This is a genomic window from Flavobacterium sp., assembly GCF_020217025.1.
GTDB lineage: Bacteria > Bacteroidota > Bacteroidia > Flavobacteriales > Flavobacteriaceae > Flavobacterium.
This window is the reverse complement of the sequence record NZ_JAIWOF010000050.1, coordinates 1-10,000: the sequence shown is the minus strand read 5'-3', so window position 1 is coordinate 10,000 and position 10,000 is coordinate 1. Positions and strand designations below refer to the sequence as shown.

General features: G+C 32.4%; 10 protein-coding genes and 1 pseudogene. 6 read left to right on the top strand and 5 right to left on the bottom strand.

Annotation, left to right across the window (positions count from 1 at the left end):
• Positions 1-262: pseudogene (locus LDL23_RS02315) on the bottom strand (hypothetical protein); the annotation flags it as partial.
• Positions 263-269: 7 nt separating this feature from the next.
• Positions 270-902: a hypothetical protein gene (locus tag LDL23_RS02310; RefSeq protein WP_026725576.1), complete on the bottom strand. Its 633-nt coding sequence runs from the start codon at positions 900-902 to the stop codon at positions 270-272.
• A 103-nt stretch (positions 903-1,005) separates the two neighbouring features.
• Here LDL23_RS02310 and hemB point away from each other — a divergent pair, with 103 nt between their 5' ends.
• Positions 1,006-2,001, top strand: a complete 996-nt coding sequence (gene hemB / locus LDL23_RS02305; RefSeq protein WP_291264267.1) for a porphobilinogen synthase — start codon at positions 1,006-1,008, stop codon at positions 1,999-2,001.
• A gap of 7 nt (positions 2,002-2,008) precedes the next feature.
• The gene (locus LDL23_RS02300) at positions 2,009-2,422 is read left to right on the top strand and encodes a c-type cytochrome (RefSeq protein WP_291264266.1); all 414 of its coding nucleotides are present in this window, start codon (positions 2,009-2,011) and stop codon (positions 2,420-2,422) included.
• A gap of 3 nt (positions 2,423-2,425) precedes the next feature.
• On the opposite strand, the gene LDL23_RS02295 is transcribed toward LDL23_RS02300, so the two are convergent.
• Together LDL23_RS02295 and LDL23_RS02290 are read right to left on the bottom strand one after the other, a co-directional pair.
• Positions 2,426-3,112: a response regulator transcription factor gene (locus tag LDL23_RS02295; protein WP_291264265.1), complete on the bottom strand. Its 687-nt coding sequence runs from the start codon at positions 3,110-3,112 to the stop codon at positions 2,426-2,428.
• The gene (locus LDL23_RS02290; protein ID WP_291264264.1) at positions 3,105-4,376 is read right to left on the bottom strand and encodes a HAMP domain-containing sensor histidine kinase; all 1,272 of its coding nucleotides are present in this window, start codon (positions 4,374-4,376) and stop codon (positions 3,105-3,107) included. Before LDL23_RS02290 ends, LDL23_RS02295 begins: the two co-directional genes overlap by 8 nt.
• 147 nt (positions 4,377-4,523) lie before the next feature.
• Here LDL23_RS02290 and LDL23_RS02285 point away from each other — a divergent pair, with 147 nt between their 5' ends.
• From LDL23_RS02285 to LDL23_RS02270, 4 genes are all read left to right on the top strand, one after another.
• Positions 4,524-5,003 carry a DUF1573 domain-containing protein gene (locus LDL23_RS02285; protein ID WP_291264263.1) on the top strand — a complete coding sequence of 160 codons (480 nt, stop codon included), beginning with the start codon at positions 4,524-4,526 and terminating at the stop codon, positions 5,001-5,003.
• 70 nt (positions 5,004-5,073) lie between these two features.
• Positions 5,074-5,547, top strand: a complete 474-nt coding sequence (locus LDL23_RS02280; RefSeq protein ID WP_291264262.1) for a methylated-DNA--[protein]-cysteine S-methyltransferase — start codon at positions 5,074-5,076, stop codon at positions 5,545-5,547.
• Positions 5,548-5,608: 61 nt separating this feature from the next.
• Positions 5,609-6,787 carry a serine hydrolase gene (locus tag LDL23_RS02275; RefSeq protein ID WP_291264261.1) on the top strand — a complete coding sequence of 393 codons (1,179 nt, stop codon included), beginning with the start codon at positions 5,609-5,611 and terminating at the stop codon, positions 6,785-6,787.
• Positions 6,788-6,807: 20 nt separating this feature from the next.
• Positions 6,808-7,521: a 3'-5' exonuclease gene (locus tag LDL23_RS02270; protein ID WP_291264260.1), complete on the top strand. Its 714-nt coding sequence runs from the start codon at positions 6,808-6,810 to the stop codon at positions 7,519-7,521.
• 46 nt (positions 7,522-7,567) lie between these two features.
• On the opposite strand, the gene LDL23_RS02265 is transcribed toward LDL23_RS02270, so the two are convergent.
• Positions 7,568-10,000, bottom strand: a 2,433-nt coding sequence (locus LDL23_RS02265; RefSeq protein WP_291264259.1) for a S8 family serine peptidase, incomplete at its 5' end; no start/stop codon positions are given.

Here is a 10,000-nt window from a genome sequence, read left to right as displayed (position 1 = left end):
AATACGCAATACTATCCGTAAAATTTCCATGAATCGTAACCGATTTTGTTTTATCGATGAACGAAATAAAATCGTTTAATTTAAAATCGGAATTAGCTTCGTTTACACTTTTAAAAACCTTGTGATTAAACAAGCTATCCATATCTACTTTTTTAGCAAATTGAGATGTGTTGAATTGCACAAAATAATCATAGTTTTCCTGTTTGCTTTGGCCAAATACGATAACGGGAAATAAGAATAGGAAATAAAAAATCTTTTTCATAATTGAATTAAGGATTGAAACTTATGGAATTGTTCATCAGTTTATTGTTGTTTAAAACATTCCATATATTCTGTTTTAAAAACACTGTTTTTTTAGATTTTGAAAGTTTACTGTTTGCATTTTGAACCGTTGCCACATCTTTATCAAAAGTATAAACCGCTATGATATTTGCCTTTAGTAAATCTTCTTTTTTATCTTCGTTCTTGATTAAATTTTTTGGTAACGGATAGGAAGCAATTCGCTCAAATTTTCCATTATTGTTTTTAAAATGAACCAAATTATTTTTTTTATCCATTACATTTAAAACCGCATTCAAGGTTTCTAAAGAATTGTATGAAAAATTGATTTTGAAAATGTAAGTATTAAAATCATACGAAGTAGAAATTTTAGAAACCCCTTTAATTTTTGAAGCTTCTGTTCTAAATTGTGCTAACTTTGATTTGATATCTTCTTCATTTGGAATACTAACTCCATCCACTTCTTCAAGCATAATAGCCGATTTTGTTTTGAACCATGAACTCGAAAAATCCACTACCAAACTATAATCACCGCTTTGGTCATTATTATGCTTGATTTTTTCAGTTATTTCAAAACAACTGGTTAGTAGCAAACAAATGCAAAGAATAATTAGCTTCTTCATGTTACAAAATTAGGAATATTTTTACAGATTTACATGATTTCCAAAAGAAAGAAATCGGTTAAAAATTAGTAACTTTACGCTTTAATTTTTTGAACAACAAATTATGTTTCCAATACACAGAGGTCGTCGTTTAAGAGTAAACGAATCTATAAGAAGTTTAGTTCGCGAAACCAGCTTGAGTCCGGCTGATTTTATGTTTCCAATGTTTATTATGGAAGGCGAAAACACAAAAGTGGAAATCCCTTCTATGCCAGGAATTTTCCGTCGCACTTTAGATTTAACGGTAGAAGAAGTGAAAGAATTATTCGCTTTAGGAATTCGTGCCGTAAACATCTATGTAAAAGTTAGCGATGATTTAAAAGACAATACCGGAAAAGAAGCTTGGAACGACAATGGTTTGATGCAAAGAGCCATTCGTGCTATCAAAGCGGCTTGTCCAGAAATGATTGTAATGCCCGATGTAGCTTTAGATCCCTATTCGATTTATGGTCACGATGGAATTATTGAAAAAGGCGATGTAGCAAATGATGCCACCAATGATGCTTTAGTGAAAATGGCCGTTTCTCATGCCAAAGCAGGTGCCGATTTTGTAGCGCCAAGTGACATGATGGATGGTCGTGTTTTGCGTTTACGTCAAGGTTTAGATGCGGCAGGATTTCACAATGTGGGTATTATGAGCTATTCGGCTAAATATGCTTCGGCTTTTTATGGTCCGTTTAGAGATGCTTTGGATTCGGCTCCAAAAAATGCTGATGTAGAAGTTCCAAAAGACAAAAAAACCTACCAAATGGATTATGCGAATCGCATCGAAGCTGTTAAAGAAGCACTTTGGGATGTAGAAGAAGGTGCCGATATGGTCATGGTAAAACCTGGAATCGCTTATTTAGATATCGTTCGTGAAGTTAAAAATGCAGTGGATGTTCCAGTAACGGTTTTCCATGTTTCGGGCGAGTATGCCATGATTAAAGCCGCTTCCGAAAGAGGTTGGTTAGATCATGACAAAATTATGATGGAACAATTAATGTGTATCAAAAGAGCGGGTGCGAGTTTGATTTCGACTTATTTTGCTAAAGAAGCTGCTATTTTATTAAACAAGTAATTTTAAAATGAAACAGATATTAAAATCAATAGTTGTTTTTGCATTAGCGATTTCTGTAACAAATTGTGGTGATAAAAAAGAAACCGATAAATACGGAAATGAAGTTGAAAAAAATGCAGAAACAACAACTGAAACTTCAGTTGATCCATTACTAGCAAAAGGGCAAGAACTTTTCGAAGGAAAAGGAACGTGTACCGCATGTCATAAACCCGATGCAAAAGTTATTGGCCCTTCTATAAAAGAAATTGCTAAAATTTATAAAGAAAAAGGAGCTAGCATTGCGGCATTCATTAACGAAGAAGGCGAACCTATTGTTGACCCATCGCAATACGACACCATGAAAACCAACTTTGCTATTACAAAAGCCATGACGGCTGAAGAACGCAAAGCCTTAGAAGTATATATGATGAGTTTCGAGTAAACGTTACTCAACTACCAATTTAAAGCCCACACGCGGAATGTTTTCAATTCTCACGTGGGTTTCCTCTTTTATGATTTTTCGTAATCTCGAAATGAATACGTCTAAACTTCTGCCCAAGAAATAATCATCACTTCCCCATAATTCCATTAAGATTTTTTCTCGTTTTAGAACAGTATTCGGGTTGTCTAAAAACAGTTTTAATAGTGAGGCTTCTCGCTCCGTTAGAGTTATATTTTGGCTTTCATTTTTCAATAAATAATTCTCAGGTTCAAATTGAAAACTTCCAAAAGTATATTGTTTTTGTATTGAATTATCGGTCGATTTCTGGCTTCGGTTTAAGAAAATTTCGATTTTTAAAATTAATTCTTCTATCGAATACGGTTTTACTAAATAATCGTCTGCACCCAATTTCAAACCTTTAATTCGGTCTTCTTTCATGGTTTTTGCTGAAAGGAAAATAATCGGAATTTCTTGATTGCGTTTTCTAATTTCAGTTGCCATTTCAAATCCATCCATATCGGGCAACATAATATCTAAAACACACAAATCGAAAGACTCTTTGCAGAACAATTGAAAAGCTTCTTTTCCATTGGCACAATGAGTAACATCAAAATGTTGCTCTAAATTATCGGAAGTTAAAAACGCTAAGGTTTCGTCGTCTTCAACATACAAAATGCGCTTTTTACTCATAATCGTTTTTGTTTATTTGGATGGTTATAGTGATTCCTTTTTCTTCGTTATTTTTGGCTTCGACTTTCCATTTATGCCATTCGCAAACGCGTTTTACATACGAAAGTCCAATTCCAAAACCTTCAATATCTTTATTGTCTTCTCTTGCTACTCTATAGAATTTATCAAACACAAATGGCAAATCACTGTCTGGAATTCCACAACCATTATCGGTAAATTTTAAAATCAATCCTTTTGAATTTTCTTTCGATTGAATTTTGATTTTTGGATTTTGACCTGAATATTTTACTGCATTATCCATTATATTATAAATCAAATTATAAAAATGAAACTCATCGGCTTGAATTATATAATTTTGTTCTAACTGAATGTCAATATTAATTTCTTTTTGATGTTTTAAGAAAATATTTTCTCTTACTAATTCTAACAACACCTTCAAATCTACTTTAGATTTTTCGATTTCAATTTGCTTGCTTTCGGTCTTCGCTACATATAGAATTTTCTCGATGTGCTGGTTCAATTTATTACTTTGATTGATAATAATTTGCATGTACTTTGACAATCGTGGATTGTCGATAATTTCCTTTTGGGTACTGGCGTAATTAGAAGCTATCAGAATGGAAGCTAAAGGGGTTTTAAATTCATGCGTCATATTATTAATAAAATCCTTCTGCAAATCGGTATATCGTTTTTGTTTTAACATTAACAATACAGAGTACACATAAATAATTAAAACCAAGAATAATACACCAGTAAAAATCCAATATTGTGATAGACTTTTAAAATACGTCTGTTTAATATTAGGGAATCGTACAGCAAAATAATAGGTTAAATCACTATTTTTTGAAAAACAATCGGCACAAAATTTAGAAGGTTCTTCCCCATTTGCAGAAATGTAGTTTCCATATACCATAGCATCAGAACTACAATCGTAAATGGCGTACTCATAATCTAATTCTAGTTTTACTTTTTCGAACTCATTTTTTAAATATTGTTCTAATATGGTGTTTTCAAAAACATCATTAACATTCACGATGAAATAATTTTCAGAGACTTTTTTTATTTGATTTCCTATTGGAAGTTCTTTTTTATTGTCTTTGTAAATTTTATTTACCACATCTTGCAAGGCAAAATGGATTTTGTCTTCTACATCTTTTTTTTCAAAGATATAGGCCTGATTGAGTAAAAACAACTGCATGATAATTACTCCTACAATTGCTAAAAACCCAGCAAAGATTACGGTATTAAATCTGTTAAATTTCATATTGAGTTCGATATTACAAAAAAAGTGGTTTTAAAAATGTCTGTTAACATGTCATTAACAATCATTAAAATATAATTAACAAGACAGAAATAAAAGTTTTTTAGTTTTGTACCAACAAATTTAAAATAACTAAAAAAATTATAAGGTATGAAATCAATTAAATTATCAATTGTAGCTTTATTAATAGCTAGTGCTTCATTTGCACAAACAAAAGACGTTAAAGTAGAAACTGCTAAAGCAATGCAAGCAGCACCTACAGAAGTTAAAACTGCTCCAGTTCAATCAGCAATCAAATGGGATCAAGAAATGCATGACTTTGGAGATATTGAAAAAGGAAAACCAGTTACTTATGAATTTTCTTTTACAAACACTACAAAAGAAACTATCTTAATCACAAATGTAAGACCAGCTTGTGGTTGTACTGCTGCTAACTATACAAAAACTCCAATTAAACCAGGTGAAAAAGGAATGGTTGCTGCAACTTTCAATGCCGCTAATGGTGGAATGTTTCAAAAATCTGTAACTATCACAACAACTGAAAATGGAGTTGAAGCTGTTAAAACTTTATCTTTCAAAGGAAAAGTATTAGATCCAGCTACTGACAAAAAAGAAGAGATTAAATCTTAATAATATTATTAATTCAGCTTTTACATCTTATTAAACCACCTTTTATAGGTGGTTTTTTTATTTTTACTAAATGAAAACAGTCTTTATAAATACACCTCTCGGCTTCACTGAAATTCAAGGAGATGAAAATGGAATTTCAAAAATTCATGTTATGAATGAAGATGTTGAGATTTCAACTAAAATCCCAAAAGAATTAAAAGAAGCTGTTTTACAACTTCAAGACTATTTTGCTGGAAAAAGAACTACATTCACTTTTAAACTGAACCCTTCAGGAACCGACTTTCAGAAAAAAGTTTGGCAAGAATTAGTTAATATTCCCTATGGAAAAACATGTTCTTATTTAGATTTATCAAAAAAATTAGGGGATGTAAAAGCAATTCGAGCCGTTGCTTCAGCCAATGGGAAAAATCCACTTTGGATTGTGGTTCCTTGTCATCGCGTTATTGGAACTAATGGTTCGTTAACTGGTTATGCAGGTGGTTTGTGGCGAAAAAAATGGCTTTTAGAACATGAAAATCCGATTAAACAAGAAAGTTTATTTTAGATTATTATAAAATCCAATCACTTTTTGCTACTTTTATAACGCAATCTTATAAAATTAGATTATGAAATTTCTTATAAAATTCTTCAAATGGTTTGCTATTATTTTAGTAAGCATCATCATTTTAATGTATCTTTTTAATGTAGATTATTTATTACGAGCAGTAAGAACCATTTACTTCAAAGGCTACACGACTGCATTTTTAGAAGATTATAAAGAATTTCCAAACAGAGAAATTAGAAAAGGAACTGCTCAACCTTGGGCAATTGCTAAAAATTACAATACGATTTCGGCGACAGAAACACTTCAAAAAACACATAAAGAATTACAAACGACTGCTTTTTTAATCATTAAAAACGATAGTATTTGGCACGAAAGTTATTTTGATGGATTTGATAAGAATTCTAAAACCAACTCTTTTTCCATGGCAAAAAGTGTTGTTACTATGGCTATGGGAAAAGCTATTATGGAAGGAAAAATGAAAAGCTTAGATCAAAAAGTAACCGACTTTTTTCCTGAACTAAAAGGAAAATATGCCAAAGAAGTTACTATCGGCGATTTATCTTCTATGGCTTCTGGATTAAGTTGGGATGAGAAATATTACAGTCCGTTTTCTATTGTAACTCGTGCTTATTTTGATGACAATTTGAAGGATATGATTCTAGGATTAGACATTAAAGAAAAACCAGGACAATCCTTCAAATATTTAAGTGGCGCTACACAACTATTAGCTATGTGTATTGAAAAAGCTACTGGAGAACATTTATCAGATTATGTGTCAAAACATTTTTGGCAACCTATGGGAGCCGAAAACGAAGCGCTTTGGCAATTAGACGAAGCACCAGACGGAATAGAAAAAGCCTATTGTTGTATTGCAAGTAATGCAAGAGATTTTGCCCGTTTTGGAAAACTTTATCTAAATAATGGAAAGTGGAATGGACAACAATTATTAGATAGTGTTTTTGTGAAAAAATGTATCACGCCTCGTTTCGAAAAAAGTCCAGAATATGGTTATGGATGGTGGATGCACGAAATTAAAGGAAAGAAACTTTTTTACATGCGCGGTCATTTAGGACAATTTGTAATCGTAATTCCTGAAGATAATTTAATCATTGTTAGATTAGGACATTTGAAAGGACTTCAAACTAAAACAGACCCACATAGTAACGATTTATATATTTATGTTGAAGAAGCCTACAACATGTTAGCACAAAGGGATAAAAAGAATAGCACATTACATTAATTTAAACTACTACTACTCTCATGATTGAAAAAATTAATTTAAACAACATCCTGTTTTTAGATATTGAAACGGTTCCAGAATACCACAATTATCGCGGTTTAGATAGTGAAACCCAACAACTTTGGGAACAAAAAACGCAATACCAAAGAAAAGATGAAGTCTCAGCGGAAGATTTTTACGAACGCGCTGGAATTTGGGCTGAATTTGGAAAAATCATTACCATTTCAGTGGGTTACTTTGTTAATAAAGCCGATATTCGAAACTTTCGTGTTACTAGTTTTTGGGGTGATGAAAAGAAAATTTTAAACGATTTTTCCAATTTATTGAATACCCATTTTAATGGTGCCCAACATGTTTTGTGTGGTCATAATGCAAAAGAATTTGATATTCCTTTTATTGCTCGACGTATGATAATTAATGGAATTGCTCTTCCTAATAAGTTGAATTTATTCGGTAAAAAACCTTGGGAAGTACCTCATTTAGATACTTTAGAATTATGGAAATTTGGAGACTATAAACATTTTACTTCTTTAAAACTATTAACTAAAGTTCTTGGAATTCCTTCACCAAAAGATGACATTGACGGTAGCGAAGTCGCACACGTTTTTTATGTAGAAAACGACATCGACCGAATTATTACTTATTGCGAAAAAGATGTAATTGCAGTAGCGCAAATTTTTTTACGATTAAGACGAGAAGATTTGTTAGTTGAAGATGAAATTATACATGTATAAAAAAGGGAGCTAATTTAAGCTCCCTTTTTTTATAACTCTAAATAAATTATTTATTAACCACTACTTTTCTAGTAGTTTTTCCTAAATCATTTTCAATAGTTAACATATAAATACCTTCTGAAAGATTTTCAATATTCAATACTTCAATGGCGTTTGAAGATTTTTTACTAATAACCTGTCTTCCTTGTACATCATACATTACAAAAGTAGATTCTCCAAAAGTGTCTGCAGCTAAATCAATATTAACAAACCCTTTTGCTGGATTTGGATATACTTTAATTTCAGCCAAGGCATTCGTTGGTGTATTTAATGCTTGTTCTAAATTACAAATTGATAATGATACAGCGTTTATTACGCCACCATCACCATTATAGGCATCAATTACTTTTAATGTCCATGTTCCATCGGCAATCATATTGTTAAAGTTGCTTAAATTTTCGTAAGGTTTAACTGTTCCCGTAATTGAAGGAGTGGTTGCTCCACAAGTGAATGGAACGCCTGAATCATCTAATACACAATTTATACCATCATTATCACCACAAGGCTCATTAAATAACATTACAACAGGACTTCCAATTGACGCTGGGCCAATCAAGTAATAAGTCATATCTTGTATATAAGTATGTGTTAAATCAAGCGAAACGTTTAAATCTCCAACTAAAAGTCCACCTGTTACAACAATTGGAATAGTTGCAATACTATTTGCGGCAGTTCCAATAGTAGCATTAGAAAAATCTGTTCCCGTAAACGTATACCCACACGTTAACTTTCCAGTTTGGAAATTATTAACCACTGCTGCAGAAGAAGCGGCAACACCACATCTATTAGATGGAATAACCCTCCAATAATAAGTTGTTTCTTCACTTAACCCAGTTACAAGATAATTAGATTGTGAAATTGTAACGTTAGTAAACAATGTTGAAAAATTAGACTGAGTAGATATTTGTAAGTTATACAATTCTGCATTAACATTAGAATTCCAAACAAAATTTACAGTTGTTGGAAGTGTTGTTACACTAGTTGCTGGCGTTGTTAAAACAGTTGGTTGAAATGTAGCCGAATATACTCTTAATTGTTTCAATCTAGTTTCTATTTCAGTTCCATTATTACCAATTATTCCAACAGAATAACTACCTGGTTGTACACTTGCCAAACCAGATATTGTCATGATTACCGTACCATTAGCACTCAAAGAAGTTGGACTAAAAGTTGCAACCGCTCCAGAAGGCAATCCTGTTGCAGAGAAATTAGTTGTAAACGTACCTGATTGTTTATAATCAAAAGTATAAACAGCATCTTGATTAGAACAAACAATTAAATCATCTGATTTTGGCGTTAAAGAGAAATTTGAGACAATCCCAGTAACTATCAATGAATAATTTTGTGCACCTGTAACTAATGTGCCTTTATGTGTAATAGTTATTACATAATCTCCAGCAGTTGGTGCGTCAATTTTAATAATTTCAATATTATCTACATTATTGTCTCCTGTTCTAACTGCAAGAGCAGAAGGACTTGATTGAAGTTTCCATGGATAAAAAGTTGTTGTACCATCTTTTGTAACTCTGATATCTAAATCATTCACTAATACTGGTGTTGGATCATTAACAGGTTGATTCCCAATATTTGCAACGCCAGGCAAATCTGTCCAAGTAATTGAGGCTATTAATGGGTTAGAAGCGCCACCATTAGACTTAACTGTCATGGTATACGTTTGACCTTGTGTTAAAGTTTCCTCTGAAATCCATGAAGAAATACCATTACCTGTAATTGTTTCAACTGCTTTTTTGGCATTTAACAAACCCCAACCAAATTTTGCATCAGGACCAGCATTACCAGCATCATCAGCTGTATGACAAGCCAAACCTCTTAATGTAGCAGATTTCATAAAACTATTTGTTACATTTTTATGATGTTGTTGAACCAATAATAACGTCCCTGCAACATTTGGACTCGCCATTGACGTTCCTGTATAAGAAGCTGTTGCTGTGTTGCTAGTAGAAATAGTTGATGTTAATCCCGTTCCATTACCTGTAATATCAGGTTTAATTCTTCTATCGTCAGTTGGTCCTTGACTACTTGATGTGTTAATCGATACACTTGATAAAGATCCATCTGCATTAATAATAGCGTCATTTGCATTGGCTACAATTAAAGTGTTTTTTGATGTCTTATTTCCAGTTAACTTATCATAACCAGAAGCAATCGGGTTTGTATTGTTATTATTTGTTCCATCATTACCCGCCGACATAACAGCCAGATAATATGGAGATAAATAGGCAATTTCATCCCATCCTTGTGCAGCATCTGTATAAGCTCCTATATACCATGCAGGTAAAGATGTTGTTCCATTTGTGATAGGTACACCATATGAATGGTTAGAAATTAACATTCCTCCTAAAACTTCAGACAATGCTTCTGACTCATCATTATCCCAATAAAATGTTCTTGCAGTTGCTAATGTTGCCATTCCTTTAAC